At 70.8% G+C, this 18,618-nt stretch carries 19 protein-coding genes; 11 read left to right on the top strand and 8 right to left on the bottom strand.

Annotation, left to right across the window (positions count from 1 at the left end; genetic code table 11):
* Nucleotides 1–70 precede the first annotated feature (70 nt).
* Complete coding sequence (locus ACWEKM_RS01155; RefSeq protein WP_451619047.1) at nucleotides 71–355, bottom strand: DUF2530 domain-containing protein; 285 nt, start codon at nucleotides 353–355, stop codon at nucleotides 71–73.
* Nucleotides 356–571: 216 nt separating this feature from the next.
* Here ACWEKM_RS01155 and ACWEKM_RS01150 point away from each other — a divergent pair, with 216 nt between their 5' ends.
* Nucleotides 572–2,023, top strand: coding sequence for an NCS2 family permease (locus ACWEKM_RS01150; protein ID WP_451619046.1), 1,452 nt, complete (start codon nucleotides 572–574; stop codon nucleotides 2,021–2,023).
* A gap of 93 nt (nucleotides 2,024–2,116) precedes the next feature.
* On the opposite strand, the gene ACWEKM_RS01145 is transcribed toward ACWEKM_RS01150, so the two are convergent.
* Nucleotides 2,117–2,299, bottom strand: coding sequence for a ribbon-helix-helix protein, CopG family (locus tag ACWEKM_RS01145; RefSeq protein WP_451619045.1), 183 nt, complete (start codon nucleotides 2,297–2,299; stop codon nucleotides 2,117–2,119).
* 155 nt (nucleotides 2,300–2,454) lie between these two features.
* Between ACWEKM_RS01145 and ACWEKM_RS01140 the strand changes: the two genes are divergently transcribed.
* Together ACWEKM_RS01140 and ACWEKM_RS01135 are read left to right on the top strand one after the other, a co-directional pair.
* On the top strand, nucleotides 2,455–2,892 hold the full coding sequence (locus ACWEKM_RS01140; protein ID WP_451619044.1) for a MarR family winged helix-turn-helix transcriptional regulator: 438 nt from the start codon (nucleotides 2,455–2,457) through the stop codon (nucleotides 2,890–2,892).
* A 203-nt stretch (nucleotides 2,893–3,095) separates the two neighbouring features.
* Nucleotides 3,096–4,373, top strand: a complete 1,278-nt coding sequence (locus ACWEKM_RS01135; RefSeq protein ID WP_451619043.1) for an MFS transporter — start codon at nucleotides 3,096–3,098, stop codon at nucleotides 4,371–4,373.
* 71 nt (nucleotides 4,374–4,444) lie between these two features.
* On the opposite strand, the gene ACWEKM_RS01130 is transcribed toward ACWEKM_RS01135, so the two are convergent.
* Nucleotides 4,445–5,002: a GNAT family N-acetyltransferase gene (locus ACWEKM_RS01130; protein ID WP_451619042.1), complete on the bottom strand. Its 558-nt coding sequence runs from the start codon at nucleotides 5,000–5,002 to the stop codon at nucleotides 4,445–4,447.
* A gap of 44 nt (nucleotides 5,003–5,046) precedes the next feature.
* On the opposite strand from ACWEKM_RS01130, the gene thpR reads away from it, so the two are divergent.
* Nucleotides 5,047–5,619, top strand: coding sequence for an RNA 2',3'-cyclic phosphodiesterase (gene thpR / locus ACWEKM_RS01125; RefSeq protein ID WP_451619041.1), 573 nt, complete (start codon nucleotides 5,047–5,049; stop codon nucleotides 5,617–5,619).
* 318 nt (nucleotides 5,620–5,937) lie between these two features.
* Here thpR and ACWEKM_RS01120 read toward each other — a convergent pair whose 3' ends face one another.
* The 3 genes from ACWEKM_RS01120 to ACWEKM_RS01110 all read right to left on the bottom strand — a co-directional run bounded on the left by ACWEKM_RS01120 (nucleotide 5,938) and on the right by ACWEKM_RS01110 (nucleotide 8,424).
* Nucleotides 5,938–6,930, bottom strand: coding sequence for an aldo/keto reductase (locus ACWEKM_RS01120; RefSeq protein ID WP_451619040.1), 993 nt, complete (start codon nucleotides 6,928–6,930; stop codon nucleotides 5,938–5,940).
* Between the two features lie 128 nt (nucleotides 6,931–7,058).
* The gene (locus ACWEKM_RS01115; protein ID WP_451619039.1) at nucleotides 7,059–7,652 is read right to left on the bottom strand and encodes a Uma2 family endonuclease; all 594 of its coding nucleotides are present in this window, start codon (nucleotides 7,650–7,652) and stop codon (nucleotides 7,059–7,061) included.
* Between the two features lie 88 nt (nucleotides 7,653–7,740).
* On the bottom strand, nucleotides 7,741–8,424 hold the full coding sequence (locus ACWEKM_RS01110) for a GDSL-type esterase/lipase family protein (RefSeq protein ID WP_451619038.1): 684 nt from the start codon (nucleotides 8,422–8,424) through the stop codon (nucleotides 7,741–7,743).
* A 106-nt stretch (nucleotides 8,425–8,530) separates the two neighbouring features.
* Between ACWEKM_RS01110 and ACWEKM_RS01105 the strand changes: the two genes are divergently transcribed.
* Nucleotides 8,531–9,499, top strand: a complete 969-nt coding sequence (locus ACWEKM_RS01105) for a WD40 repeat domain-containing protein (RefSeq protein ID WP_451619037.1) — start codon at nucleotides 8,531–8,533, stop codon at nucleotides 9,497–9,499.
* A 177-nt stretch (nucleotides 9,500–9,676) separates the two neighbouring features.
* Here ACWEKM_RS01105 and ACWEKM_RS01100 read toward each other — a convergent pair whose 3' ends face one another.
* The gene (locus tag ACWEKM_RS01100; protein WP_451619036.1) at nucleotides 9,677–10,102 is read right to left on the bottom strand and encodes an ATP-binding protein; all 426 of its coding nucleotides are present in this window, start codon (nucleotides 10,100–10,102) and stop codon (nucleotides 9,677–9,679) included.
* Nucleotides 10,103–10,297: 195 nt separating this feature from the next.
* Here ACWEKM_RS01100 and ACWEKM_RS01095 point away from each other — a divergent pair, with 195 nt between their 5' ends.
* Genes ACWEKM_RS01095 through ACWEKM_RS01085 form a run of 3 tightly spaced genes read left to right on the top strand, consistent with a single transcriptional unit; the run spans nucleotide 10,298 to nucleotide 11,582 of the window.
* Nucleotides 10,298–11,167 carry a helix-turn-helix domain-containing protein gene (locus ACWEKM_RS01095; RefSeq protein WP_451619035.1) on the top strand — a complete coding sequence of 290 codons (870 nt, stop codon included), beginning with the start codon at nucleotides 10,298–10,300 and terminating at the stop codon, nucleotides 11,165–11,167.
* The gene (locus ACWEKM_RS01090) at nucleotides 11,164–11,343 is read left to right on the top strand and encodes a DUF397 domain-containing protein (RefSeq protein WP_451619034.1); all 180 of its coding nucleotides are present in this window, start codon (nucleotides 11,164–11,166) and stop codon (nucleotides 11,341–11,343) included. The genes ACWEKM_RS01095 and ACWEKM_RS01090 overlap by 4 nt, the downstream gene beginning before the upstream one ends.
* A gap of 59 nt (nucleotides 11,344–11,402) precedes the next feature.
* Nucleotides 11,403–11,582 carry a DUF397 domain-containing protein gene (locus tag ACWEKM_RS01085; protein WP_451619033.1) on the top strand — a complete coding sequence of 60 codons (180 nt, stop codon included), beginning with the start codon at nucleotides 11,403–11,405 and terminating at the stop codon, nucleotides 11,580–11,582.
* 83 nt (nucleotides 11,583–11,665) lie between these two features.
* Here ACWEKM_RS01085 and serC read toward each other — a convergent pair whose 3' ends face one another.
* Nucleotides 11,666–12,784, bottom strand: a complete 1,119-nt coding sequence (gene serC / locus ACWEKM_RS01080; protein WP_451619032.1) for a phosphoserine transaminase — start codon at nucleotides 12,782–12,784, stop codon at nucleotides 11,666–11,668.
* 173 nt (nucleotides 12,785–12,957) lie between these two features.
* Between serC and ACWEKM_RS01075 the strand changes: the two genes are divergently transcribed.
* The 3 genes from ACWEKM_RS01075 to ACWEKM_RS01065 all read left to right on the top strand — a co-directional run bounded on the left by ACWEKM_RS01075 (nucleotide 12,958) and on the right by ACWEKM_RS01065 (nucleotide 18,583).
* Entirely contained in the window at nucleotides 12,958–15,921 is a 2,964-nt protein-coding gene (locus ACWEKM_RS01075; protein ID WP_451619031.1) for an FAD-linked oxidase C-terminal domain-containing protein, read from the top strand.
* A gap of 213 nt (nucleotides 15,922–16,134) precedes the next feature.
* A complete protein-coding gene (locus ACWEKM_RS01070) occupies nucleotides 16,135–17,103 on the top strand; it encodes an EamA family transporter (RefSeq protein ID WP_451619030.1) in 969 nt (322 codons plus the stop codon).
* Between the two features lie 325 nt (nucleotides 17,104–17,428).
* Nucleotides 17,429–18,583: an isopenicillin N synthase family dioxygenase gene (locus tag ACWEKM_RS01065; protein ID WP_451619029.1), complete on the top strand. Its 1,155-nt coding sequence runs from the start codon at nucleotides 17,429–17,431 to the stop codon at nucleotides 18,581–18,583.
* The last annotated feature ends 35 nt before the right edge of the window (nucleotides 18,584–18,618 follow it).

The following is an 18,618-nucleotide window of genomic DNA, read 5'->3' as shown; positions in this document are numbered from 1 at the left end:
GGGCCGGTAGGGAGAGGGGCCCAGCCCCCGGGCCGGCCCCAGGGTCGGGAGGAGAGGCCCCGCCCTCGGGTCATTCCGCCGTCGTCGGGTGCCCGGTCGTCTGCCCGGCCGCCCGCTTGATCGCCGCGTCCCGCTTGCGGACGTACCAGATGCCGATGAGGCCGAGGCCACCGCCGGCCAGGCAGGTCCACAGCCACCAGGTGTGGCCGTGCTCGTCGAACCAGCCGTAGAAGGGGAGCTGGACGAGGAAGAGGACGAACCAGACGATCGTGCCGCCGGTGACGGTGGCGACGACGGGGCCTTCCAGGGGCTCCGGTGCCTCGTGCTTGGGGGATCCCGAAGAGAAAGCGGCCATGCGCACAGCTTACGAGGCGTTGCGCCGACCCCCTACGATGCGGTGCGTCGGCCCCCTGACGAGGTGTGTGTCGCCTCTGCTGTCCCCGTGTTCTACGCGCGGAGATAGCGCTCTTGGCCTTATATGTTCATACTGAAACGGTTTGTCTCTGGCCCTTCTATTCGTAGGAAACTCCAGCGCGGTGAGGGGGGATCCCCGTTGGTGATGAGGTCCCGCATGTCCACCCCGGCACCCGCCAAGGTCCCCGCTCCGGAGCAGCCGGGCGGGGCGCCCGTCTTCGGCGCCCTCGACCGGCACTTCAAGATCTCCGAGCGCGGCAGCACCCTGGCGCGTGAGATCCGTGGCGGCTTCGCCACGTTCTTTGCGATGGCGTACATCATCGTGCTGAACCCGATCATCCTCGGCAGCGCGAAGGACATGTACGGGCATCAGCTCGATCACGGCCAGCTGGTGACGGCCACCGTCGTGACGGCCGCCTTCACCACCCTGCTGATGGGCGTCATCGGCAATGTGCCGATCGCGCTGGCCGCCGGCCTCGGGGTGAACTCCGTCGTAGCGCTCCAGCTCGCGCCCCGGATGTCCTGGCCCGACGCCATGGGCATGGTCGTCCTCGCCGGCCTCGTCGTCATGCTGCTCGTCGCCACCGGACTGCGCGAGCGCGTCATGAACGCCGTGCCCTACGGACTGCGCAAGTCCATCTCCATCGGCATCGGCCTGTTCATCATGCTGATCGGGCTCGTCGACTCCGGCTTCGTCAGCCGCATCCCCGACGTCGCCCAGACCACCGTCCCGCTCCAGCTCGGCGGCGACGGGCACCTCAACGGCTGGCCGGTCCTCGTCTTCGTGCTCGGCGCGCTGCTCACCCTGGTGCTGCTCGTGCGCAAGGTCTCCGGGGCGATCCTCATCTCCATCGTCTCGATGACCGTGCTCGCGCTGATCATCAACGCCGTCGCCACGGTGCCCTCCTGGGGCCTCACCACCCCGAAGTGGCCCGGCAACCCCGTCTCCACCCCGGACTTCGGACTGCTCGGCAAGGTCAGCCTCTTCGGCGGGTTCGACAAGGTCGGCGTCCTGACCGGCATCCTCTTCGTCTTCACCGTCCTGCTGTCCTGCTTCTTCGACGCCATGGGCACGATCATGGGCGTCGGCGACGAGGCCAGGCTGACCGACGCACAGGGCCAGCTGCCCGGCATCAACAAGGTCCTCTTCGTGGACGGCATCGCCGTCGCCGCCGGTGGCGCCAGCTCCTCCTCGGCCACCACCTGCTTCGTGGAGTCCACGGCCGGCGTCGGCGAGGGGGCCCGCACCGGCTTCGCCAACGTCGTCACCGGCGCGCTGTTCGCGCTGGCCCTGTTCCTGACGCCGGTCGCCACGATGGTGCCGTCCCAGGCGGCCACCCCGGCGCTGCTCGCGGTCGGCTTCCTGATCCTGTCGGGCTCGGTCAAGGAGATCGACTGGTCCGACTACACGATCGCGATCCCGGCCTTCATCACCATGCTGATGATGCCGTTCACCTACTCGATCACCAACGGCATCGGCATGGGCTTCGTCACCTTCGTGGTGCTGCGCCTCGCGGCCGGCCGCGCCCGGGAGATCCCCGTACCGATGTACGTCGTCTCCGCGGTCTTCGCCTTCTACTACCTGATGCCGGCCCTCGGCCTGACCTGATGCCGGCCCTCGGTCTGACCTGAGCCGGGCTCACGCGGCTGAGCCCGGCTCACGCGGCCCCGCCCACCCGACCCCCGGTTGTCTGACCCCGGCTCACCCCACCCCGTAGAACTTCTCCGTCTCCTCGACGGCGGCCTGGAACCGCTCGTCGAAGTCGTCCCGAATGAGCGTCCGGACCACATAGTCCTGGACGCTCATTCCTCTTCTGGCGGCGTGGTTCCGGAGCCGTTCGAGCAGGTCGTGGTCTATCCGCAGGCTGAGCACGCTGGTCCCCATGGAGACGAGGGTCGCGGCAGCCGTCCGCGCGGTGCGTCACGTTCCGCATCCACATCACCCATATGAGTGATGTCCGGAATCAGTGGCCGGAGTCACGGGCACCTTGTGCGCCCAGGAGTGGTCTTTAGAGAGGGTAATGAGTTACTCTAACGAACATGTCGGACCTCACCCATGGCGACGATGCAGTCGCCGTGAACTCCCTGCGTTCAGCCGTGATGCGGCTGTCCCGTCGGCTCAAGCACCAGCGGGTCGACGAGTCGCTGAGCCCCACCGAGATGTCGGTGCTCGGCACCCTGTCCAACTGTGGCCAGGCCACCCCGGGTGAACTGGCCCGCAAGGAGCACGTCCAGCCGCCGTCGATGACCCGCATCGTGGCGCTGCTCGAAGCCAAGGGACTGGTCCGTCTGGAGCCGCACCCCGAGGACCGGCGCCAGAAGGTCGTCACCAGGACCGAGCAGGCCGAGGCGATGCTCGTGGAGAGCCGCCGCAAGCGCAATGCGTTCCTGGCCAACCTGGCCGGCGGCCTCGACGAGGACGAATGGGCGAAACTCCGCGCCGCCGCCCCCGTACTGGAGAAGCTCGCACACCTGTAACGCCCCAACGCCCTGACGCCCCACCCCCCGCCCACCCCGTCCGTTCCGCGCGTGAGCCGAAGGGGCGCACCGGCACCGGCCGGAGCGCCCCGTAGGCGAGCGAGCAACGCCAGAAGGAGGCGAACCCTTTGAGTTCGGGATCCGGAGCAGCTTCCGCCCCCGCACCGATAACCACTACTACCCCCCACCCCGCCCGGTCCTCGATGTTCAGCTCGCTGAAGATCAGGAACTACCGGCTCTTCTTCATCGGCCAGGTCGTTTCCAACACCGGCACCTGGATGCAGCGCATAGCCCAGGACTGGCTGGTGCTCAGCCTCACCGGCTCCTCCACCGCCGTCGGCGTCACGACGGCCCTCCAGTTCCTGCCGATGCTCCTGTTCGGCCTCTACGGCGGCGTCCTCGTCGACCGCCTGCCCAAGCGGCCCACCCTCCTCGTCACCCAGACGTCGCTGGGCCTCACCGGCCTCGCGCTCGCCGCGCTGACCCTCACCGGCCACGTCCACGTGTGGCATGTCTACCTCGCCGCCTTCGCCGTCGGACTCGCCACGGTCGTCGACAACCCGGCCCGCCAGTCCTTCGTCTCCGAGATGGTCGGCCCGGACCAGCTGCAGAACGCGGTCAGCCTGAACTCCGCGAACTTCCAGTCGGCCCGCCTGATCGGCCCCGCCATCGCGGGCGTCCTGATCACCGGCGTCGGCACCGGCTGGGCCTTCCTGTTCAACGGCCTGTCCTTCATCTCCCCCATCGCCGGACTGCTGCTCATGCGCGCCCGTGAGCTGCACTATGTCGAGCGGGCGCCGCGCGGCAAGGGCCAGCTGCGCGAGGGCCTGCGCTATGTCGCCGGCCGCCCCGAGCTGATCTGGCCGATCGTCCTGGTCGGCTTCATCGGCACCTTCGGCTTCAACTTCCCGGTCTGGCTGTCGGCCTACGCGGACGACGTCTTCCACGCCGGCGCCGGCGCCTACAGCCTCTTCAACACGCTGATGGCCGTCGGTTCGGTGGCCGGCGCGCTGCTCGCCGCCCGCCGGGGCACCGCCCGGCTGCGGATCCTGATCGCCGCCGCGGTGGCCTTCGGCACCCTGGAGACCATCGCCGCCCTCGCCCCGTCCTACTGGCTGTTCGCGCTGCTCATGATCCCGATCGGGATGTTCGGCCTGACGGTCAACGTGACCGCGAACACCTCGATCCAGATGGCCACCGACCCGGCGATGCGCGGCCGGGTGATGGCCCTGTTCCTGATGGTCTTCATGGGCGGTACGCCCCTGGGCGCCCCCGTCGTCGGCTGGATCACCGACGCCTACGGCCCCCGGGTCGGCTTCGCCGTCGGCGGCCTCATCTCGACCGCCGCGGCCGCCACCATCGGCCTCGTCCTGGCCCGCATCGGCGGACTGCGCCTGGCGGTGGGCTGGAACCACGGCCACCCGCGCCTCCGGTTCGAACCGCGCAAGCCGGAACCCGAACCCGAGCTGACGCCGGCCTGACGTCCCGCGGGGGGTGAGCCGGGGCGGCACCCGCCCGGGGTCACACCCCGCGGGCCAGCACCCGCCCGGGGTCACACCCTGCGGGCCAGCACCTGCCCCGGCCAGGCATTCTCGCTCTCGCCCACCGTGAAGGACTCGGCCCGCGTGAAGCCGTGGCGCTCGTAGTAGGCGATCAGCTTGCGGTCGCCGCCCGCGTAGCAGTCCAGTCGTAGCAGCGAGACTCCGGAGCGACGGGTCTGGGCCACCGCGTGCGCGAGCAGCGCGGACCCGACGCCGAGACCCTTGAAACGGCGGTCGGAGGCCAGGGTATGGATATAGCGCTCGGGCTCGTCCACCGGTCGCACATGGGGCCCGGGCCCGTCGGTGAGGGTGAGCGTGGCCGCCGGGACCCCGTCGTACTCGGCGATGAACGGGGCACCCTCGGCGACGAACCGCTCGACCAGCGCCACCGCCCGCGGACTCGCCGACCAGGGCGTCGACCCCCACTGCTCGGTACGCCCCTGGGCCGCCAGCCACTCCACGCCGCTGTCCAGCATGCCGAGGATCAGCGGGACGTCATCGGTCCCGCCCGCCCTGATCGTGATCTTCTCGCTCCGTTCCATGCCCGCCGCGTCCGCGATGTCTGTCATGTCCGCCATGATGCCCCGGCCTGCCCGTCTGGGAGGGTGAGGCCATGAGACTTTTCGCCGCCGTGCTGCCCCCGGAGGACGTCACCGGTGAACTCGCCGCCGAGATGGCCCGGTTGCGGCGGCTGCCCGGCGCGGACGGGCTGCGCTGGACCGGCCGCCCCGGCTGGCACCTCACCCTCGCCTTCTACGGCGAGGTCGAGGACACCCTCGTACCGGACCTGTCGGCGCGCCTGGCCCGCGCGGCCCGGCACAGCGCCCCCTTCCCGCTCGCGCTCTCCGGCGGCGGGCAGTTCGGCCACGGGCGGGCCCTGTGGACCGGTGCCGAGGGCGACCTGGCGGCGCTGGACCGGCTGGCCGGGCGGGCGGAGGCGGCGGGGCGCAGGGCGGGCCTGCCGATGACGGAGCACCGGCGCTACCACGCCCATCTGACCGTGGCCCGCAGCCGGGACACGGTGGACGTCCGGCCGTACGTCCACTCCCTAGCCGCCTTCACGAGCCGCACCTGGACCGTGGCCGACCTCGTCCTGGTGCGCAGCAACCTGCCGCGGTCCGGGGTCCCCGGCGAGCAGCCCCGTTACGAGTCGGTCGCCCGCTGGGCGCTCGGCGGGGCCGGTTAACCTCGGACACGTGGACCCGAAAACCCGGAACCGGATCATGGCCGGTGCGCTTGTGCTGATGTTCGTCGTGGTGGCGCTGGCGGCGGCGGTCGGCCGGTAGCTCGTTGCCTGGACCGCGACGGCGGTGCGGCCGACCACGCGATACGACCGACCGCGTGCCGCCGCCCGCCGTTCCTCCACCGGCTTCCACCGGCTTCCTGTCCCGCCCCGGCTTCCTGCCGTGTCCGGCTACGCATGTCGCGGGGGACGGACGCCCGCCGCAGGCTCCGGGTCGCCTGCCGAAGCCTGCGCGGACGGTTACCGGAGCCCTCGGGACCGCTACCAGGCGAATGCCTCCGGGCTGGGGCCCGGGCCCGGGAAGATCTCGTCGAGCCCGTCCAGCAGCTCCTGCGACAGCTCCAACTCCACGGCCCGCAGCGCCGACTCCAACTGCTCGGCGGTGCGCGGGCCGACGATCGGGCCGGTCACGCCGGGCCGGGTCAGCAGCCAGGCCAGAGCGGTCTCGCCCGGGTCGACGCCGTGCTTGTCGAGCAGGTCCTCGTACGCCTGGATCTGGGCGCGGACGGCGGTGTTGGCGAGGGAGTCGGCAGCCCGCCCCGAGGCGCGCCTGCCGCCCTCCACCTGCTTCTTGAGCACACCGCCGAGCAGCCCGCCGTGCAGCGGCGACCACGGGATGACGCCCAGACCGTATTCCTGCGCGGCCGGGATGACCTCCATCTCGGTGCGGCGCTCGGCGAGGTTGTACAGGCACTGCTCGCTGACCAGGCCGATGGTCCCGCCCCGCCGTGCGGCGATCTCATTGGCCTGGGCGATCTTGTAGCCGGGGAAGTTGCTGGACCCGACGTAGAGGATCTTGCCCTGCTGGACGAGGACGTCGATCGCCTGCCAGATCTCCTCGAAGGGGGTGCTGCGGTCGATGTGGTGGAACTGGTACAGGTCGATGTAGTCGGTCTGCAACCGCTTGAGGCTGGCGTCCACCGCCCGCCGGATGTTCAGCGCGGAGAGCTTGTCGTGGTTGGGCCAGGCGTCGCCGTCCCCGGCCATGTTGCCGTACACCTTGGTGGCGAGCACCACCTTGTCGCGCCGCTCGCCGCCCTTCGCGAACCAGTTCCCGATGATCTCCTCGGTACGGCCCTTGTTCTCACCCCACCCGTAGACATTCGCGGTGTCTACGAAGTTGATGCCCGCGTCCAGCGCCGCGTCCATGATCGCGTGACTGGTGGTTTCGTCGGTCTGAGGTCCGAAGTTCATGGTGCCGAGGACGAGTCGGCTGACCTTGAGTCCCGTGCGTCCGAGCTGCGTGTACTTCATGGTCACCCAGCCAACGACTTGGAGTGCGCTCTATGCAAGCGCATGGATGACATGGATACGACCGGATCGCCGGAACCCGGCTCCGGGACGCGGGTGCGGCCCACCTCGGGGCCCACCGTCCGTCGAAGCTAGTCCCGCGGGAACTCGTCCGTCTTGAGGATGAGGTCGACCACCGTCCCGGCCAGGTCGATGTCGGTGCCGAAGCCCACCATCGTCTGCACGGCGTAGTCGCCGTCCTTGGGGTCGGTGTAGACGTGGCACCGCCCCTGGTACGGGTCGGCGATGACGTAGACGGGGACTTCGGCCACGGCGTACGCGGTCTTCTTGGGGCCGTAGTCGTTGTGGGCCGTGCCCTCGGAGATGACCTCGGCGATGAACTCGACGTCCTGGTAGCGCCAGCGCCCGTTCTCGTCCTTCTTCGCCGCGTCGCTGAGCTTGGCGATGTCCGGGCAGAAGCCGTTCTCGCGGCCGGGGAAGTCGATCCGGACGTCCGAGAACACCCGCACCTTCGTCCCGAACCGTTCCACGAACGACAGGAGGATCCAGCGAATGATCTCCCAGTGCACGTTCCGCTGTGGCGACATGTAGACGTTGCCCCCGACGATTTCGACCCTGAATCCTTCGGGGACGGGCATCCGCTCAAGGCGTTCGAACCACTCGTCCAAACGCTCGGTGTTGGCGTCGGCGTCGGCCATCTCGATCCTGTCTTGAAGGACGGTCATCGTGGCGCTCCTCCCCGGCTCCCCCATGGACGAGGGCAGCCGCGCGGTACAACGATAGGCACCACGGTCAGGAACCGCCCGGATTCGGTCAGCTCGGTCCGCTTGCGTACGGGCGGCCGAGGCCCCATCCCTCCCACATCGCCCCCGCGAACGCCCCCGCCAGTTTGTGCTCGCCGCTCGGGTTCGGGTGGGTGCCGTCGTAGGTGTCCGTGTGGATGTCGTACGGCTCCGGTATCGAGGCCAGCAGGAGGGGTGAGGACGACTCGTCCAGGTCTGCCACCGCCTTCGCCAGCAGTTCGTTGAACCGGGCCACCTGGTCGGCGAAGAGCGGGTCCGTGGCGGCGCGGATGTTGGGTATGACCGGGAGCAGCACCATGTGGACGGCCGGGTCGGCCTCGCGGGCGGCGGTGACGAAGGCGCGGGCGTTGCGGGCCGTCTGCTCGGCGTCCGTGTAGAAGCCGAGGTCTATCAGGCCCAGCGAGACCAGCAGCACGTCCGGCCGCCGCTTGCGCATCGCCTCGCCGATCAGCGGAGCCATGTGCAGCCAGCCCTCGCCCCAGCCGGCCAGGTGGCCGCGGGGGAAGTCGGGGTCGGCGTAGGCGTGGGAGGTCGGCGCGTCCGCGACCTTGTCGTAGAGCGTCTCCCGCGGGCCGACGAGGGTGAAGGGGCCGCCGTACGTCGCGCACAGGTGCTGCCAGAGCCGGTAACGCCATGTGTGGTCGCCCGTGCTTCCGATGGTCATGGAATCACCGACGGGCATGAACCTGAGCATCCGGTCATGATGGTCGATCGCGGCGGTCGGCGGGATGTGAGGCCCACCACGTCGGGGAAGCCCACCAGGTCGGGCCGACCGCGGGGCGGGATGGCAATCTTGGGGTATGCGTCGATCGTTGGCCCTCTTCGCCGGGGCCCTGCTCCTGGGTGCCCTCGCCGTGCCGCCCGCCGCCGCGGCCGACGGTGACGGGGGGTTCACGATCGGGGACCCGCGGATCACCGAGTCCAGCGGCCTCGCCGCCTCCCGCCTCCACCCGGGCATCTACTGGACGCACAACGACAGCGACGACGGGCCGTACCTGTATGCCGTGGACGGCGCCACGGGCAAGACCGTCGCCACGGTGACCCTGAGCGGTGTCGGCTCCCCGCGCGACGTCGAGGCGATCTCCATCGGGCCCGGCAACCAGATCTACGTCGGTGACATCGGCGACAACCTCGACGGCTCGTGGCCGTACGTCTGGATCTACCGGCTGCCCGAGCCGGAGACGCTGAAGGACCGGACGGTCCGCGCGACGCAGTACGTGGTGAAGTACGCGGACGGCGCCCGGAACGCGGAGTCGCTGGTCGTGCACCCCAAGACGGGCCGGCTGTACATCATCGACAAGAAGGAGGACGGCGGGCACCTGTACGAGGGGCCCGCTCAGCTGTCGGCGTCCGGCACCAACGTCTTCAAGCCGGTCGCGCCCGTCGACCTGTGGGCCACCGACGCCGCCTTCTCGCCGGACGGCCGGCAGCTCGCGGTGCGCGGCTACTTCGGCGGGATCCTGTACGACTGGAACGGCGGCGACATCCGGCGCAGGGAGCGGCTCAATGTGCCGTTGCAGCGCCAGGGGGAGTCCGTGACCTACTCCGCCGACGGCACCAAGCTCCTGTACGGCAGTGAGGGCGAGGGGAGTTCGGTGACGGCCGAGGACGCGCCCGGGACCGACGGGGGTTCCGCCACCCCGTCCACCGGGAACGGAAACGCCGCGGCCGGCGGCATGAGTGCCGGTTCCGGTCTGAAGGTCGCCGTCGTCGTCGCGCTGGCCGCCGCGGCCCTGCTCTGGCTGCGACGACTGCGGCGCCGCGACTGACTACGCGCCCAACGGGCACGGGAGTTCGGATCCGGCGCGCTGCGGCGAACCTGTCACTGGCACCAGGGCACGTCCGGCCACACGTAGGGGTCCGGCGTTCTGACCTCTCGCGCGAGGTCCAGGTCGTCGGTCCTGGGGCCGGGGGAGCACGGTCGGCCGAGGAGGCGGGCGAGCGCGTCATAAACCCGCTGGAACATGAGCGTCCTCCAGCCTTTCCACGACCGTGAACCGGGCCCACACGCACTTCGTGTGCTGCTCTTGGCGGTGCCCCCAGTCCTCGGCCAGCCCCGCCACGAGCGCGAGCCCGCGCCCGCTCTCCTCGTCCGGACCGGAGTCGTGGGGCCGGGGGAGCCGGTCCCGGTCGGGGTCCGAGACCTCCAGCGTCAACACCGGACCCTCAAGGGTGAGCGCGACCTCGACCTGGGCGTAGGAAGTCCGGCAGTGGGTCACGGAGTTGGTGACGAGTTCGTTCGCCGACAGGACGACGGCGTCGGCGAGTTCACCCGTGATCCCCCAGTCCGCGAGGGTCTTGCGGATGCGTTGGCGGGCGGTTGACACATGGTGTCTGCGCTTGGGGATGTGGAAGGTTTCGGTTTCGGGCATGGCGGTGCCGTACCTCCTGACGGGTCGTCGTCGTCAAGATGCGCTCCGTTGTGGCGCCTTCAGGAAGCTAGGGCTGTATTCGGCGTACGCACAACCCGCTCAAGTGAATGCATGCAGTCATCCACTCGATCGAGTGATGAGCTCTCAGAGGTGACGGCCTGTGTGGCATCGTTGCCGCTGGAGAGGGGAGGGCCCATGCCCGCAGGTGGACGGCCGACGGTGCGCAGCAGGCGGCTCGGTCTGGCGCTCAAGCAGTACCGACTGGGCGCCAAGTTCGATCAGCCGCAGGCCGCCGAGGTCATCGCGGCAAGCCAGGCCAGAATCAGCCGCCTTGAGAGCGGACACGTCACTGCGCGCGTCATCGAGGTACGGCTGCTGCTGGAGGCGTACGGCATCACGGACCCGGAAGTGCGGCTCAAGCTGGAGGAGTTGGCCAAGCACTCCAAGAACCGGGGCTGGTGGCTCGAACATGCGGAGCACCTTCGGCCGGACTACGTGGATCACATCGCGTTGGAGGACGACGCGACCTATATCCGCGAGTGGCAGCCGGTCATGGTGCCGGGGCTCCTGCAAACTCCGGCCTATGCAGAGGCGGCTATCGTCGGCGGCCCCCACTACATCGAACCGGAACGGGTCGCCGAGTTGGTGAAGGTGCGTGTGGGGAGGCAGGCGAAGATCGAAGAGGGCGGGACGTCGTATACGGCCATCCTTTCGGAGGCGGTCTTCGCGCACCCTTTGGTGAGCGTCGAGATCCATCGGGAACAGTTGTCCGCGATCCTTGAGAGCGGAAAGCGGAAGAACGTCACTGTGCAGGTGCTGCCGTTCAGTGTGGGCGTCCTGGTCGGTTACACCTCCGCCTTCTCCTCCTTCAGCTTCGATGAGGAGCCAACGGTCGAAGCGGTCACCATGGACAACTTGCGCGGCACGTCCGTCCTTGAAGGGGCCGAGGACCTTGCCGCTTACGCCAATGCGTTCGACCTACTACGATCGTCGGCGTTGGCGCCGGACGCGAGCGCGAAGCTCATCCGGGGCATACTGCGGAGCTTGAAGGAAGACAAATCGTGACCGAGGTCGTTAGCCCCTTCCGGAAGTCGTCGTACTCGGGCCAGGAGAACAACTGCGTCGAGGTCGCCGACACCGCTCCCGGTGGTCGGGCCGTTCGCGACAGCAAGCAGCAGCACGGCCCGCTCCTCACCGTCTCCCGCGAGGGCTGGCAGGCATTCCTCCGCCAGTTCGCGTAGGCGTCGCACGCAACAACGAAGGGCGCCCTTCACTGTCGTATCCGAAAGGAAGGCACATCGTGACCGAGGTCGTTAGCCCCTTCCGGAAGTCGTCGTACTCAGGAGCTCAGAGTAACTGCGTAGAGGTCGCCGACACGGCTCCCGGTGGTCGGGCCGTTCGCGACAGCAAGCGGCAGCACGGCCCGCTCCTCACCGTCTCCCGCGAGGGCTGGCAGGCATTCCTCCGCCAGTTCGCGTAGGCATCGCACGATCGCGCGCAACGACGAAGGGCGCCCCGCGGCACGTACGCCGCTGGGCGCCCTTCGCTGTCGTAGCCGGTAGGTCAGAGTTTCTCGATCACGTAGTCCACGCAGTGGGTCAGCGCCTCGACGTCCGCCGGGTCGACGGCCGGGAACATCGCGATGCGCAGCTGGTTGCGGCCCAGCTTGCGGTACGGCTCGGTGTCGACGATGCCGTTGGCGCGCAGCACCTTGGCGACGGCCGCCGCGTCGATCTCGTCGGCGAAGTCGATCGTGCCGACGACCTGGGACCGCTTGGCCGGGTCGGAGACGAACGGGGTGGCGTACTTGGACTCCTCCGCCCAGGAGTACAGGCGGGTCGAGGAGTCCTTGGTGCGGGCCGCGGACCAGGCGAGGCCGCCCTGGCCGTTGATCCACTCCAGCTGCTGGTTGAGCAGGAAGAGGGTGGCCAGCGCCGGGGTGTTGTACGTCTGGTTCTTGCGCGAGTTGTCGATCGCCGTGGGGAGCGAGAAGAACTCGGGGATGTGCCGGCCGCCCGCGTGGATCCGCTCGGCGCGCTCGATCGCGGCCGGGGAGAAGACGCCGATCCACAGGCCGCCGTCGGAGGCGAAGGACTTCTGCGGGGCGAAGTAGTAGACGTCCGTCTCGGCGACGTCGACCGGGAGGCCGCCGGCGCCGCTGGTCGCGTCCACCAGCACCAGTGCGCCCTCGTCGGCGCCGGCCACCCGCTTGATCGGCATGGCGACACCGGTCGAGGTCTCGTTGTGCGTGAAGGCGTAGACGTCGACGCCCGCCTCGGCCCGCGGGTCCGGGTGGGTGCCGGGGTCGGTGCCGATGACCGTGGGCTCGGCCAGCCACGGCGCCAGCTTGGCGGCCTTGGCGAACTTGGACGAGAACTCGCCGAACGTGAGGTGCTGCGACTTGTTGTCGATCAGCCCGTGGGTGGCGATGTCCCAGAACGCGGTGGAGCCGCCGTTGCCGAGGACGACCTCGTAGCCGTCCGGGAGCGAGAAGAGGGCGTTGATGCCCTCGCGCACCTGGCCGACCAGGTTCTTCACCGGGGCCTGGCGATGGGAGGTGCCCAGGAGGGACGTCCCGGTGGCGGCCAGCGCGTCCAGCGCCTCCACCCGGACCTTGGAGGGACCCGCGCCGAACCGACCGTCCGCGGGCTTGATGTCAGCAGGAATCTGGATCTCAGCCACGAGGTGAGGTTAGCCGTGGAGGAAACCCTGGCGAAACCTGGTCCGTCGGCTGAGACGGCTTTCGGGTGACGCGCTCTCGCGTGCTGACCCCCGTGCGCCCCCGCGGGCTGGCGCCCATACGCCCCCGCGCTGACACCCGTGCCCCCTAGCCGTCCGGCTGGTTTGCTGGACGTATGACGGATCTTGCGGCCGAACTGCGCGGGGCCGTCCGGGGCGAGGTCGCCTTCGACATCACGTCCCGGGCGCTGACGACCATGGACGCGTCCAACTACCGGCGCGTCCCGCTCGGGGTGGTGGCCCCGCGGGACGCCGACGACGTCGCCGCGGTCCTCGACGTGTGCCGGGCGCGCGGCGTGCCGGTGGTGGCCCGCGGCGGCGGTACGTCGATCGCGGGGCAGGCGACCGGCACCGGCGTGGTGCTGGACTTCACCCGGCACATGAACCGGGTCCTGGAGATCGACCCCGGCGCGCGCACCGCCGTCGTCCAGCCGGGCCTGGTCCTCGACCGGCTCCAGGAGGCCACGGCGCCGCACGGCCTGCGTTTCGGGCCGGACCCGGCCACCCACGGCCGGTGCACGCTCGGCGGGATGATCGGCAACAACTCCTGCGGCGCGCACTCGGTGGCCTGGGGGACCACGGCGGACAACGTCCGCGAACTGGACGTCGTCACCGCGCGCGGTGACCGGCTGCGGCCGGGACCGGACTGGGCGGGCGCCCCGACGGGACTGCGCGCCCTCGTGGCGGGCGAGTTGGCGTTGCTGCGCACCGGCTTTCCCGAGCTGCCCCGCCGTATCTCCGGGTACGCGCTGGACGCGCTGCTGCCCGAGCGAGGCGCCGACGTCGCCCGCTCCTTCTGCGGCTCGGAGGGCACGCTGGGCGTACTGACCCAGGCGGTCGTACGCCTTGTTGAGGACCCACGCGCGCGTGCCCTGGCCGTGCTCGGCTACCCCGACGAGAGCGCCGCCGCCGACGCCGCCGCGGGGCTGCTGCCGTACCGGCCGCTCACCGTCGAGGGCATGGCGGCCGACCTGGTGCCGTCGGCGGCCGGGCTGCCCCGGGGCGGGGCCTGGCTGTTCGTGGAGACCGGCGGGGAGTCGGCGGCGCAGGCACGCGCGCGTGCCGAGGAGATCGTCCGCGCCGCCGACGTCGTCGACGCGCTGGTCGTCACCGACCCCGGCGGCCGACGGACCCTGTGGCGGATTCGGGAGGACGCGAGCGGCACGGCGACCCGGATCGCCGGGGCAGGCGCGGAGGCATGGCCCGGCTGGGAGGACTGCGCGGTGCCGCCCGCCCGGCTCGGCGCGTATCTGCGGGACTTCCGCGCGCTGCTGGCCGCGCACGGGCTGCGCGGCACGCCCTACGGGCACTTCGGGGACGGCTGTATCCATGTCCGTATCGACTTCGACCTGCTGACCGAGGCCGGCATCGGCCGCTTCAGGCGGTTCTCCGAGGAGATCGCCGACCTGGTGGTGGCGCACGGCGGCTCGCTGTCCGGGGAGCACGGGGACGGTCAGGCGCGGGCCGAACTCCTCCCGAAGATGTACGGCCCGCGGCTCGTCGACCTCTTCGAGCAGGTCAAGGCCATATGGGACCCCGACGGCCTGCTCAACCCCGGCATACTGGTCCGCCCCGCCCCCCTCGACGCGAACCTCCGCTTCGCCGTCCTGCCCCGCGAACCCGTCCCGGTCGCCTTCGGCTACCCCGGCGACGGCGGCGACTTCTCCGCGGCGGTCCGCCGCTGCGTCGGTGTCGCCAAGTGCCGTACGACGACGGCGGCCGGCTCCTCCGTCATGTGCCCCTCCTTCCGGGTGACCGGCGAGGAGGCGCACTCCACGCGCGGGCGTGCCCGGCTGCTGCACGAGATGCTCGCCGGCGAACTGGTGACGGACGGCTGGCGCTCGACCGAGGTACGGGACGCGCTGGACCTGTGCCTGTCCTGCAAGGGCTGCCGCTCCGACTGCCCGGTCGAGGTCGATATGGCCACCTACAAGGCCGAGTTCCTGCACCACCACTACGCGGGGCGGCGGCGCCCGGTGGCCCACTACACGATGGGCCGACTGCCGGTGTGGCTGCGCTGGGTGGCGCGCACCCGCACCGCGTCCGCGGTCAACGCGCTCACCGCCGTACCGCCGCTTGCGCGCCTGGCGAAGCGGGCGGCCGGGATCGCACCCGAGCGGGACCTGCCGCGGCTGGCCGAGGAGCCGTTCGGCCGCTGGTGGCGACGGCACGCGCAGACCCTGGCGGACGGTGGAGTTGAGCGGGCTGCGGCGGAGGGTGGAGCGGAGCAGACCCCGGCGGATGGCGGAGCCGAGCAGGCCCCGGCAACGGACGGCGGAGACCTCGTCGTGCTGTGGCCGGACACCTTCACCGAGCACTTCTCGCCCTCGGTGGGGCGGGCGGCCGTACGCGTGCTGGAGGCCGCCGGACTTCGTGTCGCCCTCCCGCCGACCCTGCACTTGGCGGCGCCCCCGGTGGGCGGCGGCAGGTCGGCCACCCTGAACCCGCTCGCGATCCTCCGGGGCCGCGGCCGGGTCTGCTGCGGGCTGACCTATGTCTCCACGGGCCAGCTCGACCGGGCCCGCTCCGTACTGCGCCGCACCCTCGACCTGATGGAGCCCGTGCTGCGGGCGGCGGTCCCCGTCGTCGTCCTGGAACCCAGCTGTGCCGCCGCCCTCCGCACCGACCTGCCCGAACTGCTCCACGACGACCCCCGCGCCGCCCGCCTGGCCTCGGCGGTCGTCACCTTCGCCGAGGCACTGGAGCGGTACGCGCCCGACTGGACCCCGCCCGCGGTGGACCGGCCCGTGGCCGGTCAGACCCACTGCCACCAGCACGCGGTCCTCGGCGACGCGGCCGAGCGGCGGTTGCGCGAGGCCGCGGGCCTGACCGGCGACCTCAGCGGCGGCTGCTGCGGACTGGCGGGCAACTTCGGCTTCGAGAAGGGCCACTACCAGGTCTCCGTGGACTGCGCGGAGGAACAGCTGCTGCCCTCCGTGCGCAAGGCCGCCGAGGGGACGGTGATCCTGGCGGACGGCTTCTCCTGCCGCACCCAGCTGGAGCAACTGGGCGAGGTCCGGGGACGGCACCTGGCGGAGGTGCTGGCGGCGGCGCTGGATGAGCAGGGCGGCAGTGGATGAGAACGGCGGCAGTGGATGAAGTCGGCGGCACTGGGCGAAGCCGGTGAAGCCGGTGAAGCCGGTGACGCCGGGGGCCGACGACCACGGCTCGTCTCATCGTCTCAGCATCCAGGACAGTGGCGTAAGGGGTTCACACCCCTGACGGGGGTCAATTACTCTGGACTCGAAAGTACATCATGATGTACGCCTCCTGATCGATCCCCTGGACCGCCCGTGACCACCCGCAGCCCCTCCACGTCGTCCCCCGTCTCGAACACCGCCCCGTCCGGGACCGCGCCCGCACCCGCGCAGGGTGCCGCACCGCGCCGGTTCGGTGGGTTCGGGCCAATCGGGCTCGTCCTGGCCGGCGGCATCTCGGTCCAGTTCGGCGCGGCGGTAGCCGTGACCCTGATGCCGCGCGCGGGCGCCCTCGGCGTGGTGACGCTGCGGCTGTTCGCGGCGGCCGTGGTCCTGCTCCTGGTGTGCCGACCCCGGCTGCGCGGCCACTCGCGCACCGACTGGGGCACGGTGATCGTCTTCGGTATCACGATGGCCGCGATGAACGGCCTGTTCTACCAGGCGGCCGACCGTATCCCGCTGGGCGCCGCGGTCACGATGGAGGTACTGGGCCCGCTGGCGCTGTCGGTGCTGGCCTCCCGCCGGGCGGTCAACGCCGTCTGGGCGGCCCTCGCGCTGGCCGGTGTCTTTCTGCTGGGCGGCGGGGGCTTCACCGACCTCGACCCGGTGGGCGTCGCCTTTGCGCTGGGCGCGGGGGCGATGTGGGCAACATACATAGTCTTCAGTGCCCGTACCGGGCGCCGCTTCCCGCAGGCCGACGGGCTGGCGCTGGCCATGGCGGTGGCGGCACTGCTGTTCCTGCCGCTCGGGATCGCCGAATCGGGCAGCAGGCTCCTGAACCCGACCACCGTGGCGCTGGGCTCGGCGGTGGCGGTGCTCTCCTCCGTCCTGCCCTACACCCTCGAACTCCTCGCCCTCCGCCGCCTGCCCGCCTCCACCTTCGCCATCCTGATGAGCCTGGAACCGGCCATCGCCGCCACCGCGGGCTTCCTGATCCTCGACCAGTCCCTGTCCTTGACCCAGTCCCTGGCCATCGCCCTGGTCATCGCGGCCAGCATGGGCGCGGTACGCACTCATGCGGCCCGCGGCAAGGCAAACTCGGAACGGGAACTGCCACCGGACTGATCATGAAGGCTGGCGACTTCATGGTCACCGAGAGTAGTGAAACGGCTGCACGTGAGTGAGGGGTTGTGGAAAACCACTGAGGACCGCGTACAGGACACGACCGCGGGGATGTCGCGGGTGGGCGTTACCCTTGACGCATGCTTCCGATGCTCGTTCGGCGTCGTCATGTGGACTTCGTGCGCGTCACGAGCATGGCCTGTCGGAGCACCGCCTGACCCGCCCGCCCTTATCGCTCGTTCGGCCTTCCTCTTCCCGCCGAGGCAGCCGCGGCCCCGCCCGTCCATGACGGCTGCCTGGGCCCGTACCCCACCGCGGACGCACCTTTATGACGCACTCCCTGTCGCACACCGCGACGATCCCGTCGTACGACCGACTGCCCATCATCGACCTGTCGGCCGCCGACCGCGGCCCCCAGGCCCGTACCCTGCTGCGCGCCCAACTGCACAGCGCCGCCCACGACATCGGCTCCTTCCAGCTCATCGGGCACGGCGTGCCACGGGCGGAGCGGGACGCGCTGCTCACCGCGGCGCGGGCCTTCTTCGCCCTCCCCGAGGCCGACCGGCTCGCCCTGGACAACATCAACTCGCCCCACTTCCGCGGCTACACCCGCACCGCCGACGAGCGCACCCGCGGCGCCCGCGACCGGCGCGACCAGTTCGACATAGGCCCCGAACGTCCCGCCCGCACCCCCGGCCCGGGCGAGCCCGCGTACTGGTGGCTCGAAGGCCCCAACCAGTGGCCCGCCGCCCTGCCCGAACTGCGCACCGCGGCCCTCGCCTGGATCGACCGGCTCAGCGGCCTGGCCCGGCGGCTGCTGCACGAACTGCTCACCGCCATCGGCGCCCCCGCCGACTTCTACGACCCCGTCTTCGGCGACCACGCCCACCCGCGCCTCAAGCTGGTGCGTCGCGCCGGCGGCGCGGACGACGGCACCCACCGGAGCGACGGCACCCACCAGGGAGTCGCTGCGCACCAGGGCGTCGGAGTGCACAAGGACCGCGGCTTTCTGACGCTGGTGCTCCACGACACCGCCGACGGACTCCGGGCGCACCGGCGGGACGGCCGTTTACCCGACGTACCCGACTTACCCGACGCGCCGCCGCTGGACGGCGCCTTCGTGGTCACGCTCGGCGAACTGCTGGAGGCGGCGACCGACGGCTATCTGATCGCCCCCGGCCATGGGGCCACCAGCCACCAGGCCACCAGCCACCAGGCCACCAGCCACCGGGCCACCGGCCCTCGGGTCGTCGCTCCGCGCGGCGCCACTGAGCGCTTCTGCGTCCCGTTCTTCCACAACCCGCGGCTCGACGCGCGCGTGGCGCCGCTGCCGTTCCCCTACGCGGACGCGGCCCCCGGCATCACCGACGGCCCGGACAACCCGCTGCACGCCGGCTACGGCCACAACGAGCTGAAGGGCATGCTGCGCGCCCACCCGCGGGCCGCCCGGCGCCACCACGGGAACCTGCTGACCCCGGCGTGATGCCGTGATGGCGTGACAAGCGGCGAAAAGCAGCG

This window comes from Streptomyces sp. NPDC004752 (assembly GCF_053601275.1).
Note: the sequence above shows the minus strand (reverse complement) of the source record. Positions and strands in the feature narration are given on the sequence as shown.